General features: G+C 42.6%; 22 protein-coding genes and 1 tRNA gene. 3 read left to right on the top strand and 20 right to left on the bottom strand.

Annotated elements, in window-relative coordinates:
* Positions 1-257 precede the first annotated feature (257 nt).
* The 9 genes from QTA56_RS01555 to QTA56_RS01515 form a co-directional block, all read right to left on the bottom strand.
* The gene (locus tag QTA56_RS01555) at positions 258-644 is read right to left on the bottom strand and encodes a carboxymuconolactone decarboxylase family protein (RefSeq protein WP_267979195.1); all 387 of its coding nucleotides are present in this window, start codon (positions 642-644) and stop codon (positions 258-260) included.
* Positions 645-2,096 (bottom strand): NAD-dependent succinate-semialdehyde dehydrogenase, encoded by a 1,452-nt coding sequence (locus QTA56_RS01550; protein ID WP_267979194.1) that lies wholly within the window; start codon positions 2,094-2,096, stop codon positions 645-647. It lies immediately after the preceding gene.
* Positions 2,097-2,305: 209 nt separating this feature from the next.
* Positions 2,306-3,478 carry a hypothetical protein gene (locus tag QTA56_RS01545; protein WP_267979193.1) on the bottom strand — a complete coding sequence of 391 codons (1,173 nt, stop codon included), beginning with the start codon at positions 3,476-3,478 and terminating at the stop codon, positions 2,306-2,308.
* Positions 3,479-3,503: 25 nt separating this feature from the next.
* Positions 3,504-4,904, bottom strand: a complete 1,401-nt coding sequence (locus tag QTA56_RS01540; RefSeq protein WP_267979192.1) for a purine-cytosine permease family protein — start codon at positions 4,902-4,904, stop codon at positions 3,504-3,506.
* Positions 4,905-5,222: 318 nt separating this feature from the next.
* Positions 5,223-6,692, bottom strand: a complete 1,470-nt coding sequence (gene tgnC, locus QTA56_RS01535) for a (Z)-2-((N-methylformamido)methylene)-5-hydroxybutyrolactone dehydrogenase (protein WP_267979191.1) — start codon at positions 6,690-6,692, stop codon at positions 5,223-5,225.
* Positions 6,693-6,702: 10 nt separating this feature from the next.
* Entirely contained in the window at positions 6,703-7,740 is a 1,038-nt protein-coding gene (tgnB, locus tag QTA56_RS01530; protein WP_267979190.1) for a flavin-dependent trigonelline monooxygenase oxygenase component, read from the bottom strand.
* Positions 7,741-7,742: 2 nt separating this feature from the next.
* Entirely contained in the window at positions 7,743-8,675 is a 933-nt protein-coding gene (tgnA, locus tag QTA56_RS01525; RefSeq protein ID WP_267979189.1) for a flavin-dependent trigonelline monooxygenase reductase component, read from the bottom strand.
* Positions 8,676-8,705: 30 nt separating this feature from the next.
* Positions 8,706-9,497: an alpha/beta fold hydrolase gene (locus QTA56_RS01520; protein WP_267979188.1), complete on the bottom strand. Its 792-nt coding sequence runs from the start codon at positions 9,495-9,497 to the stop codon at positions 8,706-8,708.
* Positions 9,466-10,068, bottom strand: coding sequence for an amino acid synthesis family protein (locus tag QTA56_RS01515; RefSeq protein WP_267979187.1), 603 nt, complete (start codon positions 10,066-10,068; stop codon positions 9,466-9,468). Before QTA56_RS01515 ends, QTA56_RS01520 begins: the two co-directional genes overlap by 32 nt.
* Before the next feature lie 151 nt (positions 10,069-10,219).
* Between QTA56_RS01515 and QTA56_RS01510 the strand changes: the two genes are divergently transcribed.
* Positions 10,220-10,885, top strand: coding sequence for a GntR family transcriptional regulator (locus QTA56_RS01510; protein WP_267979186.1), 666 nt, complete (start codon positions 10,220-10,222; stop codon positions 10,883-10,885).
* A 56-nt stretch (positions 10,886-10,941) separates the two neighbouring features.
* Positions 10,942-11,229: a DUF1330 domain-containing protein gene (locus QTA56_RS01505; RefSeq protein ID WP_267979185.1), complete on the top strand. Its 288-nt coding sequence runs from the start codon at positions 10,942-10,944 to the stop codon at positions 11,227-11,229.
* 98 nt (positions 11,230-11,327) lie between these two features.
* Here QTA56_RS01505 and QTA56_RS01500 read toward each other — a convergent pair whose 3' ends face one another.
* The 6 genes from QTA56_RS01500 to QTA56_RS01475 all read right to left on the bottom strand — a co-directional run bounded on the left by QTA56_RS01500 (position 11,328) and on the right by QTA56_RS01475 (position 14,010).
* Positions 11,328-11,780, bottom strand: a complete 453-nt coding sequence (locus tag QTA56_RS01500) for a hypothetical protein (protein ID WP_267979184.1) — start codon at positions 11,778-11,780, stop codon at positions 11,328-11,330.
* Between the two features lie 336 nt (positions 11,781-12,116).
* The gene (locus QTA56_RS01495; protein WP_267979183.1) at positions 12,117-12,473 is read right to left on the bottom strand and encodes a hypothetical protein; all 357 of its coding nucleotides are present in this window, start codon (positions 12,471-12,473) and stop codon (positions 12,117-12,119) included.
* A gap of 226 nt (positions 12,474-12,699) precedes the next feature.
* Positions 12,700-12,921 (bottom strand): cold-shock protein, encoded by a 222-nt coding sequence (locus QTA56_RS01490; RefSeq protein ID WP_267979182.1) that lies wholly within the window; start codon positions 12,919-12,921, stop codon positions 12,700-12,702.
* Positions 12,922-13,119: 198 nt separating this feature from the next.
* Positions 13,120-13,353: a transposase gene (locus QTA56_RS01485; protein WP_267979181.1), complete on the bottom strand. Its 234-nt coding sequence runs from the start codon at positions 13,351-13,353 to the stop codon at positions 13,120-13,122.
* Positions 13,354-13,526: 173 nt separating this feature from the next.
* Positions 13,527-13,603: transfer RNA gene (locus tag QTA56_RS01480), tRNA-Met, on the bottom strand.
* A gap of 185 nt (positions 13,604-13,788) precedes the next feature.
* On the bottom strand, positions 13,789-14,010 hold the full coding sequence (locus QTA56_RS01475; RefSeq protein WP_267979180.1) for a hypothetical protein: 222 nt from the start codon (positions 14,008-14,010) through the stop codon (positions 13,789-13,791).
* Positions 14,011-14,296: 286 nt separating this feature from the next.
* Between QTA56_RS01475 and QTA56_RS01470 the strand changes: the two genes are divergently transcribed.
* Entirely contained in the window at positions 14,297-14,752 is a 456-nt protein-coding gene (locus QTA56_RS01470) for a hypothetical protein (protein ID WP_267979179.1), read from the top strand.
* 303 nt (positions 14,753-15,055) lie between these two features.
* Here QTA56_RS01470 and QTA56_RS01465 read toward each other — a convergent pair whose 3' ends face one another.
* The 5 genes from QTA56_RS01465 to QTA56_RS01445 form a co-directional block, all read right to left on the bottom strand.
* Positions 15,056-15,391, bottom strand: a complete 336-nt coding sequence (locus QTA56_RS01465) for a DUF3325 domain-containing protein (RefSeq protein WP_267979178.1) — start codon at positions 15,389-15,391, stop codon at positions 15,056-15,058.
* Positions 15,391-17,070 (bottom strand): PepSY-associated TM helix domain-containing protein, encoded by a 1,680-nt coding sequence (locus QTA56_RS01460; RefSeq protein WP_267979177.1) that lies wholly within the window; start codon positions 17,068-17,070, stop codon positions 15,391-15,393. Before QTA56_RS01460 ends, QTA56_RS01465 begins: the two co-directional genes overlap by 1 nt.
* Positions 17,071-17,077: 7 nt before the next feature.
* Complete coding sequence (locus QTA56_RS01455; protein WP_267979176.1) at positions 17,078-17,437, bottom strand: DUF3649 domain-containing protein; 360 nt, start codon at positions 17,435-17,437, stop codon at positions 17,078-17,080.
* Between the two features lie 68 nt (positions 17,438-17,505).
* On the bottom strand, positions 17,506-20,367 hold the full coding sequence (locus tag QTA56_RS01450) for a TonB-dependent receptor domain-containing protein (protein ID WP_326498141.1): 2,862 nt from the start codon (positions 20,365-20,367) through the stop codon (positions 17,506-17,508).
* Between the two features lie 199 nt (positions 20,368-20,566).
* Positions 20,567-21,967: an efflux transporter outer membrane subunit gene (locus tag QTA56_RS01445; protein WP_267979174.1), complete on the bottom strand. Its 1,401-nt coding sequence runs from the start codon at positions 21,965-21,967 to the stop codon at positions 20,567-20,569.
* Positions 21,968-21,974 lie beyond the last annotated feature (7 nt).

Genomic DNA, 21,974 nt, shown 5'->3' with positions numbered 1-21,974 from the left:
TTTAATATTCAAACAGACCCGCTACAAAGAACTTTGGCTGGGCAATAATTTACACCATTACTGCCCAAGACTGCATATACATGCCTATATACCAAGCCATTCACTATTTAGAAAATAAATGATCTATCAGCATAATCATGATTTCAGTTTAAATCATAGTGAATGATGTAAATTCTTTTTGCATTTGTAGATTTCTAAACCATGTCCTTGGGCAAATCTCACATTTATTCAAGTATGATCTCTGCCCAATAATTTAATCAGCTATTTTCCTGTTCATATTCCTTGATCGCTTCCTTGGCGATACGGAAGCTATCTACCGCCGCAGGCACACCACAGTAAATGGCGACCTGTAACAGTACTTCACGGATTTTTTCTTTCGGCACGCCATTGCGCAATGCGCCCTTGACATGCAGTTTCAGTTCATGAGGGCGGTTCAGTGCAGAAATCATCGCCAGATTAATCAGGCTACGTTCAGGCTTACTCAGTTCCTCACGTCCCCAGACCGCACCCCAGCAATATTCCGTCACCAACTCCTGCAAAGGCAAATTAAAATCATCGGCATTATTGATGGAATTATTGACATATTCCTCACCCAAAACCTGTTTACGAATTGCCAGACCTTTTTCAAACTTTTCATTGCTCATTTAAATGCCTCCAAACAAGGTGTATTTAATTTCCAGATAGTCATCCATACCATATTTTGAGCCTTCACGCCCCAAACCTGACGACTTAACTCCACCAAACGGCGCAACCTCATTGGAGATCAATCCCTTGTTAATCCCGACCATTCCATATTCAAGCTGCTCACTCATGCGCCAGGCTCGTCCTAAATCCTGTGTATAGCAATAGGCGGCCAAACCAAACTCAGTGGCATTCGCCATTTCAAGCGCCTGCTGTTCAGTCTCAAATTTAAAGATGGCAGCCAAAGGTCCAAAGGTTTCCTGCGTCGCAACATCCATTCCGCTTGTAACATCAGCAATAATGGTGGGTTGATAGAACAATTCACCTGCACTATGACGTTGGCCACCTGCAATTAAACGGGCTGATTTTGCCAACGCATCCGCTACATGCGCCTCGACTTTTTTCACCGCATTTTCATTGATCAATGGACCAATCTCATTGCCCTGCTGCAAGCCATTACCAATTGCAAAGGCTGCCACTTTTTCTTTCAATGCGGCAATAAATTTCTCGTAAATACCTGCCTGAACCAGAAAACGGTTGACGCAGACACAGGTCTGTCCTGCATTTCGGTATTTGGCAATGAGTGCCCCTTCAATTGCAGCATCCAGATCAGCATCATCAAACACGATAAATGGCGCATTGCCCCCCAATTCCAGGGACACCTTTTTCAGGGTTTGTGCTGAACGTTGATACAGCAATTTGCCCACTGGTGTTGAACCCGTAAAGGTAAATTTACGCACATCGTCACTTTCAAAAATCGCATCGCCAATAGTGACCGCATCTCCTGTAATGACCGTAAAAATCTCCGCAGGAACACCTGCCTGCACCGCCAGATCAACCAAGGCCAATGCGGTAAACGGCGTTTCAGGTGCAGGTTTGACAATACACGGGCAACCCGCCGCCAATGCAGGTCCCACCTTACGGGTAATCATGGCCGCAGGAAAATTCCACGGTGTAATGGCGGCAACCAGACCAATCGGCTGTTTACTGACAACGATACGGGCATCTGGATAAGGACTTGGAATCACATCGCCATAGACCCGTTTAGCTTCTTCGGCAAACCATTCAATGAAACTCGCGGCATAGAGAATTTCCCCCCTTGCCTCGGCAAGCGGTTTACCCTGTTCACTGGTGAGGATAAATGCCAACTCATCCGCGTGCTGCACCATCAAGTCAAACCATTTTTTTAAAATGATGGAACGGTCTTTGGCAGTTTTATTTTTCCATGCTGTCCAGCCATTCACCGCAGCCTGAATTGCCCGTTCCGCCTCAGCCTTGCCCATATTGGGCACAGTCCCAATAATGTCCTGTGTCGCTGGATTATAGATGTCTGTGGTCTGCTGGCTGTCAGCATCACACCATTGCCCAGCAACAAAGGCTTGCTGGTGAAACAGGGGCATTTGATCGAGTTGCATAAATCACCTTTCCATACAGTGTCCATCAATCAGTTTAAGAACAGCATCAACAATGGTTAAGCCTGCTGGTTCTTTCTAATTTCACGACTAAATTCTTATCCCATTTAAGCATTTTCGTTAAATAGGAAAATGGTTAAAATTTATTGTATTATGGCATACCATAAAAATCTTGAAAAATTTTTTCGGTATGCCCGACGTATTGCTTTGCCTTAGAAATAATAGAATAAAGTCAAATTCAGCAACTTATTCCATTTGTTGTCATCGCCCTGCGCCAATGAGCTTGCGGTTCCACCAATAAACGGGTCATTTTTGCCCATAATGTATTCCGCCACCAATGACAGTTGTTTATGATCAACCGTCACGCCAATAATATTACGGATGGAATCCTTGGCCGCATCCATATCCTTGTCATAACGGCTATGCATAAGGTATGGGGTAATATTACCAATCCTGCCTACATTCTTAAAACTATAACCTGCATCTACGGTGTAATAGCTGGCTTTATTGGCAACCTGATATTCACTGTCATAAGAACCCATCAATGATGCATCTAGCTGAACAAGGTCCTTATTGCTCACATCATTTTTGCCACCCGTCAGGGTCACACCCAAATTGCCATAATTGACCTTGCCAAAGACTGCCCAAGCGTCACGGCGACCTGTCTGATCAGTGCTGTTATTGTCAATGTCGGATCTCCAGTAGGACGCTCCCACCTGTGTACCCAAGCCATCAATACCCAATGCAATATCCTGGCTGATGCGTGCAATCCACATATTTTTTTCCTGTAGATCGGTTTGGGTCGGATCATCGGAATGGACATAGTTTGAGGTATAGCGTCCTGAATCAGGGGTGTACTGACCTGAGTAATGACCACCATCAATCGCAAAATACCCCACATCAAACTTGGTTGCTGTTGGCAACTCAGCATGATAGTTCACACCGACATTGTGTACATCTTCCAGCCCTGCGGTGGTGTTGATGCTGCCATATAAACTATTGCCCCAAAAGCGCCCCGCACCAAATGGAATCGGCTGCATTCCCACCACAAGCTGGTCAGTTTGATTAAGGCGGTAGCCCACATAGGCATCAATCATGGTGGAAAAATCGCAGAGACGTTCATATTGGTAGCAACGGTATTCCGCATGGCCAAACAGGTCACCACGTTCATAATCCAGTTTCAGTTGCGCCGCGTCAAAACGAAGTTTCTGGTCGTCAGCATCCTCACCATAATGCTTGAGCTGGTAATTGCCGCGTACATAACCTGCAACGATGAGTTTGCCTGTTTCACTGTTGGCTTCACCAAAGCTGATGCCTGCATAACCTGGTGTGATCATTGCGGTTAGTGCAGAGGCCAATGCAAGCTGTAAATAAGTTCTTTTCATGTTCTAGATTCCTTTCATCTTATGTTCAGTGTTGTGCCTTGGCGTTGAATGCTGGACTTGCGCATTTAATCTTTCCCAGATTAAACAGGTAATACACAACAAAAGTGACCACCAAACCAATCACCCATGACACATCCACATCTGGAATCAGGTTGGCAAATGGTCCTGTGAAAAACGCATTGGTCAGGAAAGGAATTTGAACCACGATACCAATAAAATAGGCAGTGAGGGCTTTGGCATTAAACTTGCCGTAAACGCCACCGTCCTGTGCAAAAATGGATTGGATATCATAGGATTTCCTGTTGATGACATAGAAATCCAGCAGGTTAATCGCCACCCAAGGCACTAGAATAAACAGCAAGGCAAAAATCACATTCAGGAAGAAACTGATGAAGTTGCTTGAAGCCCACAATGCGGTGAATGTGGCAAGAATAAGTACAACAATGGACAGCGCGATACGGACATTTTTACTGGGTATCCATTGCCCTGCAAAGGTCTGGATTGAGGTGATACAGGACAGAACCGCGCCATACAGGTTCATGGCGTTATGGCCGATGATGTTGCAGAGGAATAAAATCATCAGTACATAACCGAATATGCCTGTGCCTGACTTGACCGCCTCCATCGCATCCGTACCTGAACCGATGCTGACCGCAACCGTACCAAAGCCCATCGCAAAGATGGTTCCCAGTGACGCACCGAGATAGGTATAGATAAAAGGTTTATAAATCCCGATACTTTTAGGTAAATATCTTGAATAGTCTGAGGTGTATGGCGAGAAACTAATTTGCCAAACCGCACACAGGCCAAACATGGCAAACCAGCCTTTCATGTTGAAAGCGCCCTTTGCCAATACATCGGCATTGATATGCGGAATCATGATCATCAGACCGATTAACAATGACCCACCCATAAACCAGGTGCCAATCTTGTTAAATTTATGAATGAGGTGATAACCCACAATGCCAATGGTGGTGGCGGCAATTGCCCCAATCACGGTGGCGGCTGGAATGGGAATGGCTGGAACAACGGTATGCAGGGTTTTTCCAGACAGGATAATGTTGGAAATAAAGAAACCGAGATAAATCAGGGTGGTGAACAGCACCACCAGCAAAGCACCATAACGCCCAAACTGCGCACGGCTTTGAATCATTTGTGGGATACCGACCTGTGGCCCCTGTGCAGAGGTCAGTGCCAGAATCGCGGCACCAAAAAAGTGCCCACAGCAGATCGCCACCAAGGCACTGATCAAGCTTAAATTAAAGGTTAACATTGACATTGCACCCGTAATAACCGCCAAAGGTGCAATGTTGGTACAGAACCAGAGGGTGAACAGATCGCGAACCTTGCCGTTGCGTTCTGATGGATCAACATAATCAATTGAATGGCTTTCTATCGCGAAAGCATTTTTTTCATTTTGGCTCATATCCTTAATCTCTCTTTGAGGAACTCATTTTCCTCAATATCAATCTATTTGTGAGAGTAAACTTAGGTTTCACAACCTGCCTGGTCAGTGCCATATCCAGATGACCTGACCTCTATTTCTGTCGTTGTTACACACTGGTTTTCAGCAGTTTTGAGGAATAAATGGCAAAAAAAGATAAAGTGAACACGGTTGATGCGTTTTAAGGCCCAACAACAACGATCTTTTTTAAACCACGATTCGGTTTATAGGATTCTAAAATTCAGTATCTGCATAAGTTCATCCCTGAAACTCAACATCCTTTCCTCTCTCTTTACAGTGCTATCGCATTACAAAGGGATCATCAATCGGCTGGTCTGAAGTGCGCAGCCACACGGTTTTAGTGGTGGTGTAATCCAGCACCGCATCGGAACCACCCTCACGCCCGTGACCAGACAGGCCATGACCACCAAAAGGTGCAAGCGGTGATACGGCACGGTAGGTATTCAACCAGACAATGCCTGACTGAAGCGCCTTGGTCATACGGTGGGCACGGCTTAAATGATTGGTAAACACACCTGCGGCAAGCCCATAAGGCGTGTTGTTGGCTTTATGGATGGCTTCTGCTTCAGTGCTAAAACTGACCACAGACAATACAGGGCCAAACAGTTCAGTCATGACACAGTCCGCCTGTGGCACATCACTACAATCTAAAATCGTTGGCGGATAATAATAGCCCTCACGATCCAGTGATTTCCCACCCGTGAGCAGTTTCGCGCCTTGATGAATGGAACTTGCCACCACCTGCTCAATCTTCTGGCGCTGGCGTAAGGTACATAAAGGACCATATTCGGTTGCCATATCATCAGGTAAACCAATTTTGATACTTTGCACACGTTCAACTAGACGCCGCACAAACTCATCCTTGATGCTTTCCTCAACCAGTAAACGGGAACCTGCGACACAGCTTTGTCCAGTAGCGGCAAAGATTGCGGCCACCTGTGCATTGACTGCGCTTTGTAGGTCTGCATCTGCGAACACGATAAATGGAGACTTTCCACCCAGCTCAAGGGACACTTTGGCAAGGTTTTCAGCCGAATTACGCACAATATGGCGTGCGGTTTCGGGACCGCCCGTAAATGCTACATGCGCCACATCTGGATGGCTACTCAGTACCGCACCACATTCAGGACCAAAGCCCGTAATGACATTGACCACACCTGCTGGAAATCCTGCTTCATGAACCAGACGGGCAAAGGCAAGTAACGGTGCTGGTCCCTCCTCCGAGGCTTTCAGTACAACCGTACATCCCGCAGCCAGGGCTGGGCCAACTTTAACCGCTGACAGAAATAGCTGGCTGTTCCAGGGAACAATCGCAGCCACCACCCCTACAGGTTCGCGGATGGTCCAGGCCTGCATATCCTGCTTGTCGATGGGTAGATAACTGCCCTCAAGCTTGTCCGCAATCCCTGCATAGTAACGGTAGTATTCCGCCACATAGGCAATCTGGCTGGAAGTTTCACGAATGATCTTGCCTGTGTCACTGGTTTCATACTGCGCCAGTTGTGGTGCAAACTTTTCAATCAGGTCGGCAAGTTTATATAGCAGCTTGCCACGCTGTGATGCGGTCAGGCCTGCCCACGCACTATCCTGTAAAGCCTGTGATGCCGCAGCAACCGCACGGTTGACTTCATCAGTACGTGCCTCTGGCATTTTTGCCCAGACCTTACCTGTCGCTGGATTGATGCTGTCAAACTGCGCAGCACCATCCTCAAACTGACCATTAATGTACAACTGGAATTGAGAAGTCATGTCTTCTCTCCTATGCAAATGCAGGCATCACTTCATTGATCATACGTTCCAATGAGGCTTTCTTACGTTCAAAGCTCATGCCCGTATCAATCCAGAATGAATATTCGTTATAACCCATTGCCTCATAGGCCTTTAAGCGGTCAATCACTTCCTGTGCCTGACCAATCACGTTATTTTTACGCATAGCTTCTGGTGTATAGAATGGATGCTGGGCCATTTCTTCCTTGCTAATCGGCGCGATCAAGCCTTGGGTAATTTCACGCTCATTTTTAAACCATGCACCAAAATAATTATAGAAACTGTTGATTTCATCAGCCGCCAACTGCGCGTCCTGTTCACTGTCCGCCACATAGGTATGACGCAGCAGCATGATTTCAGGGCGTGGCACATCGGCAAACTTCTCACAGGCCGCATTGAAATGACCCATCAATTTCTCAACTTCATCATCACCGAAATGCAACGGTGTCACCTGCACATTACAGCCGTTCTGTACCGCAAATTCATGGCTGTTGGGATCACGCGCCGCTACCCAGATAGGCGGATATGGCTGCTGCAATGGTTGTGGTGCAGATGTTGTTTTGGGGAACTGCCAAAACTCGCCGTTATGTTCGTAATCGCCTTTCCACAAATTTTTAATTGCTGGGATCATTTCACGTAAACGCTGGCCCGCGCTCCATGCATCCATACCTAGCACCATGCGTTCATATTCAAATGAATAGGCTCCACGCGCAATCCCGATATCCAGACGACCATTGGTGATAATGTCGGTCATGGCCGCTTCACCCGCCAGCTTGATCGGATGCCAGAATGGCGCAACCACCGTTCCCGTACCCAAACGTACATGCTGGGTTTTGTTGGCAAGGTCAGCCAGGTTGATAAACGGGTTTGGCGCAATGGTAAAGTTCATGGCATGGTGCTCACCTGTCCAGATGGCATGCATGCCACCACGGTCAGCAATCTGGCACAGCTCGATCATTTCATCATAAAGCTGCTTTTGCGTTTGCTGGTCAGAAACACGTTCCATGTGTACAAATAATGAAAAGCGCATGGTTAAACTTCCTCTTTAACAATTTGACGAACCGTTCCACTGGTTTGATTACCGTAATAAACCCCATAGGTTTTCAGATGATTTTCCTTGCGATAGCGCATCAACATGCTCTGCAACGCGCTGTCCACAAAAGTCAGCTGTTCAAGCTCATTCAGGTCCACAAATTGACCTTTATGCGCCGTCGGTACAGGCGTATTACAAAGGAAAGCGATATATTGCTGCTGCGTGGTCACATCATCATAGACAGAGTAAATAAAACTCGGTGATGCCTCTGGCTGGTAGGCCGCAAAGATTTTTTCCAGCGCTTTTTCCGCGCCATCCTTATCCACCAGCAAATGCGGCAATGTCCATTTATTGTCAGCCGTTTGCTCAAGCAGAATCTGGTTTTCATGTCCAATTAACGCCATCATCATCACTTTCATGCCTGAAATCACATCGGTGGATGATTTGGCTGGGGTGAAATATGCACCACGGTAATAACCGAGGCCTGCAAAGCCTGCTGAGGCGAAATTCTCAACCTGACCAATCAGGATGGCATGATCGCCAGCATCCACAATTTGATACGTGGTGCAGTCAAACCATGCACTCACACCATCAATCAATGGATTCTGATTTTCACTTGTTGACCATGCAAAATTGGCAAAACGGTCATCACTTGGGCGAGCAAAGGTATTGGACACATCCTTTTGCTCTTCCGACAGGATATTGATGGCAAAGTGTGATGCGCTGGCAAAGTTATGGTAGTTGCTGGATGTCTTGGCAATGCTCACTAAAAGCAGCGCTGGGTCCAGAGACACCGAAGCAAAGGAGTTTGCGGTAAAGCCTAATGGTGTTCCATCCTCTTTACAGGTGGTCACCACTGTCACGCCCGTCATAAATGATCCAAAGGCATCACGAAGCTCACGTATTTTATTGACAGTTTCCATTTCACTCATTGTCATATTCCTTCATTGATGTGTGGCAATCTAGACGCTGGTTTCCAACCATGCCTGCATTGCATTGTTCACTTTGTCTGGTGCGGTCAGGTTCACCATATGGCGTTCATTCTCAATCACAACCGCCTTGCCATTTTTTGCCTGACTGGCCATCTGGATTGCCATTTCCGCAGTTGAGTTGGGATCACCCGTGCCTGTTAAAATCAGGGCTGGACAGTGAATGTTTGACCATTGATCCGCATATACCGCATCACCTCGTGCAAAGGCTGAATAGGCCGTTGCATAGCCAGACATATCAACATCCTCCAACCATGATTTCACCTTGCGTGCAGCCTGCTGCTCAATTTCACTGTCGCCAAACCAGCGCTGCAATGGTGTCTCAATGTCAATATGACCTGTCTTCAATTCTTCCGCCCGCTGGATCACGGCATCCTTTGCCTCTGGAGTACGTTTATACACCCCGTTCAGCACCGCCATCCGTTTTACCAGGTCTGGTCGGGTGACGCTTACACCTGTGGTAATCAGCGAACCCATTGAATGTCCCGCCAGATTCACCGCACCTAAACCCAGTGCGCTAATAAACTCGATGGTCCAGTTTACAAAGTCCTGCAACGGCGCATCATCCGCCAACTTGGTGCTTTGTCCATGACCTGGCATATCCACGGAAATCACTCGGTAATGCTTTGAGAAATACTCAATTTGTGGAGTCCATGCCGCCGCCTGCATTCCAACACCATGAATCAGAACCAGTGGTTCTCCCTCACCCTGCTCAAAATAATGAGCAACACGGTTATTTGACAGCTGCTGGATTTTCGAGATCATGACCTAATTCCTTTAAATCCTGATAACGGTCGCCAATACGATGGTGTGGACGACCACTTGTAGCAGCACCAATCACAACCACCAACTCATCAGCCGCGGGTGCATCTGGAATGGCAAACTGTAGGGTCAAATAGTGTGAACGGCGGCCCTCATCATTTTTATCCATCATGGGAATCAGGATCGGTGCATTGGCAGGACCGCGTGTGTTGTTAAAGGCTAGATAAGATTTTGCGCCAACCGCGCCACGGTAAGTGTTACCAAAATGTAAGGTATGGATAAGCGCGGATGCATGTTCAAGCTCGCCATCCAGCCCCACCACCGCACTTTTACCAAATGCCTCCACAGCTTCACCTGAACCAACCTCATCAATAATCAGTTTGGTGAGGTGCTCACTTAAGATAGGTGCAATACGACGAATTTCAGGTGTCAGGTTTTCAACATAGCCCTGCCCCGCCCACGGATTTTTAATCACAGCCGCAGCCGCCACCATCTTTAACGGTGTTGCTGCTTCTTTACCGCCATCGACATAGGTCGTTTCAACGTGAAGTACTGTTTTACGGATTAGATTCATGGCATTTCCTTGCGAGTGAATTTATCTTTTAACTTGTATTATGGTATACCATAATACATAATGAAAAAAAAGCAAGAGTTTGCTATGCTGTTTTTAGACAAGACAGATGTAACAAAATTTGCATAATGAAATTGGGAACGATTGGTTATCTATGAATCTAAAAATTGAAAATCCACCTGTAACCCTGCGAGAGCTATGTTTAGGAAAAGTCCGCAACGCCATTATTACGGGCTACTTTCCTTCAGGTAAAAGGCTGGTTGAAAGAACCTTATGTGAAGAGCTGGGGGTCAGCCGTTCTGTGGTACGCGAAGTGATCCGCTATTTAGAGGCAGAAGGCCTGGTGGAAATTCTGCCAAATAAAGGCCCTATTGTTTCCCTGCTAAATTGGGAGATTGCATCGCAAATCTACGAGATTCGTCTTTTATTGGAGCAAAGTGCAGTTGCGGACTGTACAAAAAACCTCACGGAACAAACCAGTGACACCCTTAAGGAATTATTGTCAGAACTGGAACAGGCCTTTGCCCATGATGATATTAATTTAATTATTTCAACATCGGCAAAACTTTACGAAACCATTTTTACCACAGCCAAGCACCAGATTGCCTGGGAAGTGGTACAACGTTTAAATGGACGGATCAGCCGCCTGCGTGCCATGACCATGAAATCCACCAAACGTGAAATTTCAGGCTATCAACGCATTAAAAATATGTGTGAAGCGATCTATTTATATAAAGACCCTGAAAAAGCCAAACAGGCTGTGGCTGAACATATCGCGGAAGCGGCAACCGTTGCTAAAAACATCTTAAATAATGTTTAATTTTTTTATGAGATACAGAAGATTATCAAAACTTTAAAAATCAAGGAAGAAAATCAATGTCTGCCTACTGGATTGCTCACGTAACCATTCACGATCTGGAACAATATAAACAATATATGGCTCTGGCACCCTTGGCCTTTGAAAAATATGGGGCTAAATTCCTTGCCCGCGGTGGTGAGTCCGTCTGTATGGAGGGGCCAGAATACCAACGCCATGTCATTATCGAGTTTTTTGACTTGGCAACAGCGCAGGCTTGTTATCATTCAGAAGAATACAGCAAGGCCAGAGCTGCCCGCCAAGGTTGCGCTGAGGTGATGATCAGTATTGTGGAAAGTCTTGGCTGATCCCAAAAACATTTACAGAAAGAAAGACTCCAGATTCTCTCTTTTTATAAATATGATTTTCTGCTTCAAACCATAAAAAATCTCTATCTCCTTGGAAATTAAATATTCTTAATTTCCTCAGCAAAATCATCACTTCTAAAATAGGAAATAATGCGTTCACCACTGTGCTCATTTCGTATATCTAAAATCACATTTGGATCACTTTGAAAGGTAAATTCTGGTGGTATGTCCTGATGTAGCGGCGGCAAACGCTTGACCCCGCCCTCAGTAATTTTTTCAATAAACCCTGCAAGCCATAGAACAAACTCATCCTTATGCTTATAGCTGGGGATTAGACTAATATCCAGACTGATTTTCCCATCTGTTATAGGCCTGTTAAATCCATCAGCGAAATCAATATAGTTATAGAGCAGCTTCAAATCCGTATCGACCAACTCCCTACGAATCTGTTTGATAATTAGGTTTAAACATTCCTGTTTATCAGCCACAAACTTATCATTTTCCTGAAAGTTCCTGTACACATTTTCAGCTATTCTTAAATATTGAGGCATTATTATTTCCCGCAGTTGTTTTCTTAAATTATGACAGCGGTATTATTTCAGATTGTAATGATTCTTATTCATTATGTCTTTTATATAGCTTTAATGATAAAAATTAATCTTTTGTTACGTCATTGATAACAAAGAGTTCTGGAACGCTTACCCCTACTATATAAAAAATCTAGAGTTTCATATGAGTGCCATGTTTATCAATCATAATCGAACACGCTTGCTACTGATTACCACGAGGGCTAGCCATCGGAACCACTCAAGTTTATGCTATCAGCAAAGCTCTCATTAGGAGTATATGCTTTTAGCTCTATCCATCTTTCAAAGCATCAATGATCTTTAAGAAGTTATGGCTTTATTCACGATCAAATGATGACAATCAATTCTAAGCTTATCTTGATAGTAATGCATGGTGAAATCGAGCTCATTCAATAAATTTTCTTTGTTATATTTTTCTGGAACAACTTTTAATAAGGCAGGTATATATTCATATCTATATAGATGAGGATAACTTGTACATAGTATTTTTACTTTTTCTTCTTTAGCAAAATATACGCTATCTAAAACATTTAAATAATCTAATATTTTCTTGTTAACATGATTAAACTCAAGTGTACTGTAAATATTATCTGTTTCTTTTTGACACCCCAAGATTGATAAAATCATGACAACTGGAATAAAAATATTTATTTTCATTGCATTATAATCATATATTTACCAGAATTTAAAATAATGATGAGTAAAAAACCCACTCTAGTAAAAAGTGGGTTTTTGATCGGCATGATGCGATCTCATGCTTTGCGTTATAATTTGAACCTATCATTTATAGTCTGACATAGACCAATTCAAGGAATACGCTTATTCTCTTTACTGCTCAAATATACCGTATCGCCTACGGATTCGATCAAAACCATGTCTGCAATTAAGAGCTTAAAGGCATCACCGTAATATTGCTTGCCTGAAGCCCTTTCTTGCCTTGCATTACGTCAAACTTAACACGTTGCCCCTCAAACAGGGTCTTAAAGCCATTATTTGCAATTTCACTATAATGGGCGAAAACATCCTGACCATTATCCGACTGGATAAAACCAAAACCTTTGGTTTCATTAAACCACTTTACTGTACCATTCATATAACTAGACATAACTATATCCTTTCTCTTTTAGAGAATATATTAATAAGATTTTTAACTTTAAAATAATAGACTTTGAAACTAAAATATCAAATAAGCAAAGATAAAAATTAAAACTGCATAATAAGAATTTTAATGAGACAAAAATATTTTCCTATCGTCTTAATTCACTATACGCCCTTATCTACCATTTGCAATCTTTATTTAAAATTAAGTCAAATGATACAGATTATTTACAGAGGTATAAAAACTTCGACCATCCAGATTAAGCTCAACCTCCTGTCCAGAGGATAAAAGCACTTTCTTTCCAACTTCCACCCATTTAAAGCCATTGATGGTGCTCTGCTGGCGTTTCAGGGGGATAATTTGCACACTAATTTCATTGCCATTACAGGCTTTTGCAACATACCATTCATTAATAATTTTCAAAACAAAATCACTCATTACTGAGCTCAAGCGATTTATTTGGATTTACTACAACACTAGACAGATGAGGAAATAGAACGACATTTCTAGAATTTAATAATTTTTAGCTTTATTTAAGGTTATCTAAGCTAATCTGGTCAATTATCCATTGAATAATAATGACCTTACAAACATCACAGAGCAAAAAATATTGGATGCGGGGGTTGGATTTGAACCAACGACCTTCGGGTTATGAGCCCGACGAGCTACCAGACTGCTCCACCCCGCATTAGGGAGTTAGCGTTATACTCCTTATTAAGGATGAGGTCAAACATTCATTTAGCTATTTATTTTAAACATTTAATTTTCCAGGAATAAATAAATATTTAAATCAATACCATAGACTAAAAACAAAAGGTTTTTAAATATTCCCAGTACTATATTTTAAAATATTGATTGAACATTTTGTGCTCTCTACCTTTGAATCTTTTGTATTTTTATCAAATCAATTAAATACGTACCTGTTTCAGACTCCTTATGGGTATATACAATTTCCAATACCCTTTTTGTTTCAAGATTTCTAAGATAGTGAAGTATGCTTTGCATTTCATTAATATTAAAATCACGGCCGACAAACAAGAACTCACCTATCCCGAGTTGAGTAATTTTCTCTTCAAGCTTCATAATTTTTAACATTTTTAATCCCCTTTTAAGTCAGCTCTACTCCTTTTATAATACAAAAAATTATTCTTTAAAGTTAAGTAATACAAATCCAAACACTTTTTTATACAACACAATGATAATTATTAAAAAAATTACAAAGCATACCCAGTTCGATAACCTTAATAAAACTAAATTTAATAAGTAATAAAAAACTACAACTCATCATATGATTAACAATTTAACTGTTAAAATTAATTCAATTTCACAATTAATCAGTTTTAATAATAACTAATGCAAATGACTTAAAGAAAGAAATTATATGGCTTATCAAAATGAGGTCGAAAAACTGACTATTATTGCAAATGAGTTTCGTGATGCTTTAGATCATGTTACCAATGGCTTTATCACTGGAATATTTAGTAAGTTCCCCAAGGAATGTGGTGCAGATGCCTGTGAACTATTGCAATACTACTTATTAACTGTTCATCAAATTAAACCTGACTATCGGGAAGGCAAGGTTCAGGTAACGTCCAGAATGCCAGAAATATCACACTGTTACCTGATTGTGAATGGCATCATCATTGACATTACCGCAGACCAGTTTGATAAGGATAAATTCCAGAAAGTAATTGTCTGTGAAAGTAATCTCTACCCTCTCACACCTTATTTTAAGTATGTGCGAAGCAAATCTGGTCAGGTTCTGACGCCATTAAATGATTATCTGGATTCGATCTATAAACTGGTGCTCAAGCGTCTGGAGAGCCGTCAAAGATGATTTTTAACCTGTATCATCTTTTAGGATTATTCTCTAATTCCTGAAAAAATATATTTGTATTCAAATTTCAGCCATCTAAATTTATTCTGGAATTTTCATCAGATGAATTTACTGTGGCTCTCCCAGAGCCTACATGCATAAGTTTTAGGCAAGTTAAGTATTAACTTTTGTTGAATCTATCTAATTCTATTTGGAAATGTATTTCGCGATCATATATTATCGCCAGACCAAATTACAGTCATCCCCACACCCTTGAAAAAGAATGTGGGAACATTCACTAAAAATAAAAGCAAATAAATCACTTTAAATCAGGAATACAATCAAGAAAATGATGAACAAACCCGCAACCACCCCATTTAACTGAAATAGTTTTTTAGGGTAATAGGTCAGTGTTAAACCCACTGCCAAGGCAGCAAAAGTCAAACAGCCCAGCCATTCGGCCATACCAATGGAAGCACCTTTCCAGAACAGTACAAGCAGTGCTAAAACAGCAAGGACAACCCAGCCAACAATTTGAAATAAAAGGGTTTTCTGTTCAGTCACCTTAGCTGTAAAAATGTCTCGCTGATGCTTGTTCATACCACATGCCAGACTACTGAAAGCAAAAACTGAGATACACCATAAAATCCATGCAGACATTAGGCTTGCTCCTCTTTCTTTGCCACTTTCTTCGCTTTGACAGGCAGGCCTTGATAGCGCTTTAACTTATAATAGCCATAGGCAAACAGCATACCTAGAATCAGGCATATAAGGTCAAAACTTGCCACCATCCATTGCCCATGATAAATACTGCTCCATAAAGCGCGACCACCTGTAGCAATATTCAGGATTGGGGTAATGAGATACATTGCCGCCGCCAAAGCCAATAACTCAAGCCATGCCTGACGATGCTGTCGGACAATCGCATAAATTAAAGTGGCTAACCATGTATAGAAAAATACCTTGATCTCAATAGGTGAACGCTCAGCAATTTGTACTGAAATGAAACGGTTTGACCAGAAATATGCTGCGCAGGCAATAGGCAATCCAATAATCGCCGCGACGTTCATCACCTCAACGAAGCGATGCCCAAATGGTTTATAACCGAGTTTCTGTACATCAGGCGCCCGTTTGACGGTCCATAGTATTAGCCCTGTTGCCACCATCATTGTGCCAAGCACACCTGACAAAAACAGTAGCCAGCGTAATACCGCATCCACGCCATGCGCCATATGCAGCCATGTCACCAAGGTATAAATTGCTTTTGGTATCGAGTTTACAGGTTGGGCTTCATCAATCACCTGCCCTGTTACTCCATTAAACTTAAGCGTTGGGATACTTTCACGGTCAAGTAATGTGGTGGTGCGTGTCGCATTGAATTCAATGTGTGATTCTACCGTATTTGGTTTATTCACTCGAATATAGGCGATTGGATTATCTTTCCATTGCTGCTGAACTGAATGATTCAATGCAAGAATATCAACCATGGGTGCTGGGCTAAGCTCAGGCTTTTTGGCTTGATCATCACCCCGTCGCTCACCTCGACCACCGCGTTCCTGGGCCTCTTTACGTTTCTGCTCGGCCAATAAACGTGCCTGCTCAGGTGTTTTGGCCACTGGTTCATTGATGACCTGGTAAAATGCCTGTCCATCGCCATAGTTACTCTTCATTGACCAAGGCATGAATAAATACATCAATAATAAAAGGCCACTAAAGGTAATCATGATATGAAAAGGCAATGCAAACACGGCAGTTGCATTATGGGCATCTAGCCAGGAACGCTGTCCCTTTGCGGGACGAAAAGTAAAGAAATCCTTAAAAATCTTTTTATGGGTAATAATGCCACTGATAATGGCAACAAACATAAACATTGTGGCGATCCCCACAATCCAGCGTCCCCAAATGCGGTCCATACCATACAGTTCAAAATGGAAACGATAGAGAAAACCTCCACCCCGTGTTTCCCTTGCCTTGATTTCCTGTCCTGTTGCGGCATCCAGATAAATTTCCCCACCACGGCGGCGGCCTTCCCCTGCCTTACGAATATTTAAAGTAATGGCGGGTTGGCGTTCATTGGCAAATCGGATATTCCAGCTTTCGGCTTTTTGTCCCTTTTCATTCAGGTATTGCAAAGCATAACTGAGTTGCTGTTGCTGTGAGGTATAATTGATTGATTGATGCAGTTCAGGTTTCATCCAGACCGTGATTTCATTCTGGAAAAAACTCAGGGTTCCTGTTAAAAATACGGCATAAAGCAGCCAGCCAAGCAACAGGCTGATCCATGTATGCAGCCATGACATCGACTGGCGTGCGCCCTCGTTCTTACCATCAGTACGCATAATACACTTATCCCTTGATCAGCCAGTAAACCACGGTCATCAATACACTAGGCAAAATAACACCCAACCATGCCTTTAAAGTCGAGTTGACCATAAACACCCAAATGAACACACCACAATGCAGGATAAAAGCCAGCATGGTGGCACTCATCACTGCATTGGCTTTTAAAGGTTCGGTATGAAAAAACTGGCCCATCAACATGGCTGCAATTGCGGCAAAATAATAACCACCAAAGAGAGCCAAAATAAATCGGAAGAAAATCATAACGCGATAGCGAATGATTGACTTCTTATTCGTTTTTACTTTTTTGGAGGATATTTTGGTTGGAACAGGCTGTTCCACGGGAGCGATCAGATCAGTAGTCATAAAAAAGATTCCAAAAATAAAAAATGACTACTATTCGAACGATAATAGTCATTTCATTTATTCACTGATTAGAAAGAGAATTTAAGATTCAGATAGTATTGACGACCACGTGGATCGCTATATTTGCTGATATATCCAGATGAACTGGACATATCCACGGTGTAGTCATTAAACAAGTTTTGGATACCAAAACCTACTTCTGCCGCTTTAACCATGTTTCGTTTTGATAAAGGTAATTTTGCTTTTGCAAACACATCATGGTAAATCTGATCCTTGATCTTTAATTCAGTTGCATTCTGACCTGTCTGATTCAGAATCGCTGAGGCACTCTTAATGATGTAAGCACCATAATACTGAGCAGCCCAACCAAAGCCCCATGTATCATTTGGCTGTAAATAGATTGAAGCATTGGCACGATGTTTTAACGGATAGTCTGCACTACTGCTGCCAATAGACACAAAATCAGTTATAGGGGAGGTGACTGAATCCTGTTGTAGATATTCTTTTACATAGGTATACCCAAGATTCAACGAGGTATTCCCAATTAGACTATCAAAAGCATAATTGAGATTGGTATCAATCCCCTTGGTCTTTAAACCTAAAGCATTAAATGAAGCAGTATCAATCGATTCAACATTACCATTGGCATCACGCTTTACCCGATCAGCGTACTTCCCCTGATTATCCAGAATGTATTGGGCTGCAACAGAAGTAATATTGTTGGTTTTTTTGATTTGATAATAGTCTACAGATAAACGCAGGTTCTCAATCATTTCAGGGGTTAAGACCATACCAAAATTATAACTTTTTGATTTTTCTGGCGTGATATTCGGATTCCCACCAGAAATAATATCAGTGTCTGTACCCAGCATCTTACCTGTAACAGGGTCTTTTAAAGAGGTACTGGTATTTTCAGCAATTGTTGGCAAGGCTAATTGACCAACCGTGGGTGTTACAAAACCCTCACTATATGATGCACGGAACATGACTTGATCATTTGGTACAAACTTAAAACCAATGGTTGGTGTAATCGCATCAAACTTAGCTGTACCAGAGTCGCTATAACCCAATAAGTTAGACTTATAACCTGTGGTGGAGTCAGCTTTAGAATCGTATTGAGGTACTTTTGCCGAAACTTTGAAATCTTCATAGCGTGTTGCCAATTGCATCTCAAGCGACTTGGCAAAAGGAATATTTTGTTCAGGTGAAATCAATGGCACATTAAATTCTGCATAAACACTTGATGCCTGGGTTTTTCGCTCTGTTGGTTTAACCCATGGATTGTCTACATATTGATGGTCAGCAAAACCCTCACTTTCATAACGACGATGTTCAATCCCTGTTGCCAGTTGAATATCCCCCGCGTACCAAATGGCAATTGGGCCTGTTGCACGAATCGACATATCATTGAGGGTTTGCTGGGTATTGTTTTTGGTGTAATGCCAATATTTCTGGATCAGGTCTGTTGACTTGGTTGTATAATCCTCAATAAAGTCAATTGAATTACTTGCGGTATCCTTGTTCCACTGCACCGCTTTTGGATTTGTTGTTCCTTTGCGAATATAACGTTGGCGAATATCAGATTTACTCCACGCATAATCCGCAGACAGCAGCCATTCAGGCGTTAAATCAAAAGTAAAACCCGTGGCAACTTTGTTCTGTGTTGTCTGGAAAGTATCTTTAGACCATGCGCCAAAACTATCTGCACCAAGAACATAGTTCACCAGAATATCCTTGCCAAAGGGATTGTGTGGACTATTTTTACTGACCGTGACCACACCATAGCCATGTGGTGCATCATTATAGCCCCAACCCTTTTCTCGCTCATAACCTGCTTCAAGAAAGACATTTAAGCGATCAGTAAAATCACGATTGATGGAAAGCCCCACAGATTCTGTATCAGTATCATATAGGATTGGTGAATTTCCAGACCACGCTGTTACTCCCGAACCTAACCCCAATGCATAACCCTGACCCAGGTGATTTACATTTCCATCCCAACCCGCTGGAATATGGGCAATGGAAGATCCCCATCCAGACATCAACTCTGACCCATCCTTTGTACGAATGTTGGTTAGATTTCCAGGAGGAGGATTATTGGCCACAGTATTGCCTTTATTGTCTTTTGTTGTCCCATAAATCACATCTGGATTATTTTTTAAAATATTCTGACGCTCTTTATTTTTATAAGGACGCTCCCTAGCCAATAAACCATCCTGATCTTTTTTAGAGGCTGTCAACATGACATGGGTACGGCCATCTTCCAGGGAAAAACCTGAAACCACATTCAATGACTTAACAGGCTGCTTGTTATCCGTCGTATCTGCATAGCGCAAATCAATATCGGTACCCACATAATCCTTGCGCAGAATGACATTAATCACCCCACCTACAGCTCCACTTCCATAAATCGCTGCTGCTGAGGTGGGTAACACTTCAATACGTTCAATCGCTGCCAAAGGAATATTATTTAAGTTGGGTTGCTGGGTTGACTCTGCTGTACCACGGTTACCTGTACCTGCGCTACGGCGGCCATTAATCAAGACCAAAGTCTGGCTTGCCCCCAAGCCCCGTAAGTTAATTTGGCTGGAGGTTGCGGTGAAATAACTTGAGTTGTTGGTTGAAGTTGCCATGGGTAGTAACTTGGCAATCGCTTCGGTGACAGTGGTTGCACCTGATCGTTCCAGTTCTTCCTGGGTAATCATGGTATATGCCTGCACATCATTTTCTGTACGGGGAATATCCATATTGCCAGACTTATAGGCAACTTCTTCCTTGCCTGCGGTCACAGCAATTGTTGGTAATGTTGCCGTGCCTTGCTGGGCATCCTGGGCACATGCCATGGATGAAAAAATAACCCCTACAACAGAAATATAAAGTTTCGTTCTTAAGAAAGTAGGAGGAATGAGAGAGAGGTTTTTATTGATCATTACATCAACCTTAAAAATTGCTTAAAAAGTTTCATAAATCATACATTAAATAAATAAAATAACAATATAAATGATAATCATTATTATTAGTTTTACATAAAAATTCTATGATTTTGTCATAATTGCTCCACATGATTTAGAACTTCTGGTAAAAAACATTGTTCTGTCTATCAGTTCAAATGTTTAATCATGATTAATGTTATTCAGGAATAGACATTCCTCCCCCCAATGCAGCCACCAACTGAGCAGAGTTTTTTATATGAGATTGTTGTAGTTCCAATAGGCGCTCTTCCGCACCCAATCGCAAGTTTTGTGCGGTTGCCACTTCCAGATAGCTGACTAAACCCGCCTTATAACGCTGGGTTGCGACTCGCTCATTTTCAATTGAAAGCTTTAAAAGCTGCTGTTGTTCTTCAAGTTGTAATTGAAAGTTCGTTGCCTGAATCAATCCATCTTCAACCTCTTTCCAGCCCGTTAAGACAGCATGTTTATAGGCTGCAAGTTTTTCCTCATAATTGGCTTGCGCCTGTTTAAGCACCGCATTGCGTTTGCCACCATCAAATATCGTACCCATGGCTTTGATGCCAATCGACCAGACCGACTGAGGCGACTGAAATAGCGTACTAAATACCTCACTATTCAGTGCGGTATCCAGACCAATGCTAATATCAGGCAACCATGCAGTTTGGGCCAATCCTAGTTGGGCATGGGTCAAAGCGAGTTCCCGTTCACTACGAATCACATCGGGACGTTGGCTCAAGAGACGACTAGGAATCTGTGTGGGGATTTTCGGCGTATTAAATTGGTAAGCAGCTTTATTCAAATCAAAGTCAGCCACACTTTGCCCAAGTAAAACAGCCAAGATATTTTCTTGTAAGTAGCGGTTACGCTGTGCTTCTAATTGCTGAGTCATCACTTGCTTAAGCTGGGTTTCGGCTTGAATCACATCTGCACGTGCAATCAGTCCAGCTTGATATTGTTGTTGTAAAATGCGTACTGAACGTTCATAACTCTGTTGTGTCTGTTTAAGTACCTCAAGTTTTGCATCGTACAAACGAATGTTCCAATAGCTATCTGCTGCCAGTAACTGTTGGCTCAGTTTTATTGCAGCCACATCCGCAGCCGAAGCCTGCATATTGGCCTGTTGCCCCTCGACGGCTTTGGCAACACGTCCCCACAAATCAGGTATCCAACTGGCGGTTAAATTGGTACTAAATTGGCGATTTTTCCCTAGATTTTTAGTTTCACCACGATTTGCACCAGCCGCCAAATTCAACGTTGGCGAATAAGCTGCACCTTGTTCATCCACCAACGCGATGGCATGTCGATATCGTGCTTCAGCTTGTTGTACAGTTAGATTCTGCTGATTGAGTTGCTGTATCAATCCTGACAATATCGGATCATGGTAAATTTCCCACCACGCCTGTTTTTCAGTTGAAAGTGTTGATACTTCAACCCATTTCAAATCTGCATATTTATATTGCGCTGCACTCTGAATCACTGGCTTTTCATAGGTCACAGGCCTGAGTGTTGAGTGACAAGCGGTCAATAACATGACACAACTCAGGCTCATAGAAAGTGTGAATACTGTTTTTTTCATAAAGACT

Origin of the sequence: Acinetobacter thutiue (assembly GCF_030385805.1) — a bacterium.
Lineage (GTDB): Bacteria > Pseudomonadota > Gammaproteobacteria > Pseudomonadales > Moraxellaceae > Acinetobacter > Acinetobacter corruptisaponis.
This window is presented reverse-complemented; position numbering and strand designations above follow the sequence as displayed.